Origin of the sequence: Leucobacter chromiiresistens (assembly GCF_001477055.1) — a bacterium.
In the GTDB taxonomy this organism is placed as follows: domain Bacteria; phylum Actinomycetota; class Actinomycetes; order Actinomycetales; family Microbacteriaceae; genus Leucobacter; species Leucobacter chromiiresistens_A.
Genome location: NZ_LDRK01000060.1, coordinates 1 through 594, shown reverse-complemented (window position 1 = coordinate 594; position 594 = coordinate 1). Strand labels below are relative to the sequence as shown.

Sequence of the window (594 nt, the reverse complement as noted above, 5' to 3'; positions counted from 1 at the left end):
CTGGACTGGGGCGCCGGCCCCGAACCCCCGCACACGAGAGGCACCCCGATGCAGCGTCAACTCCCCAAGCCCTCCGAGCTCCTCGAGCTCATGCAGTTCAAGAAGCCGGAGCTCGACGGCAGAAAGCGCCGCCTCGACGCCGCGCTCACCATCAACGACCTGCGCACCATCGCGAAGCGCCGCACCCCCAAGGCGGCCTTCGACTACACCGACGGCGCCGCCGAGGGCGAGCTCTCGCTCGGGCGGGCGCGCCAGGCGTTCGAAGACGTCGAGTTCCACCCCGGCATTCTGAAGCCCGCCGCCGACGTCGACACCTCCGTGCAGATCCTCGGCGGATCCTCCGCGCTGCCGTTCGGCATCGCCCCCACCGGCTTCACCCGCCTCATGCAGACCGAGGGCGAGAGCGCGGGGGCGTCCGCCGCCGGCGCCGCGGGCATCCCCTTCACCCTCTCCACCCTCGGCACCACCTCGATCGAAGACGTGAAAGCGGCGAACCCGCACGGCCGCAACTGGTTCCAGCTGTACGTGATGAAGGATCGCGAGATCTCCTACGGGCTCGTGCGCCGCGCGGCCGAGGCCGGCTTCGACACCCTC

1 protein-coding gene is annotated in these 594 nt (G+C 70.9%); it reads left to right on the top strand.

Annotated elements, in window-relative coordinates:
• Positions 1–48: 48 nt before the first annotated feature.
• Positions 49–594 (top strand): alpha-hydroxy acid oxidase (locus tag NS354_RS09360; protein ID WP_193750750.1); only part of this gene is annotated, 546 nt, incomplete at its 3' end.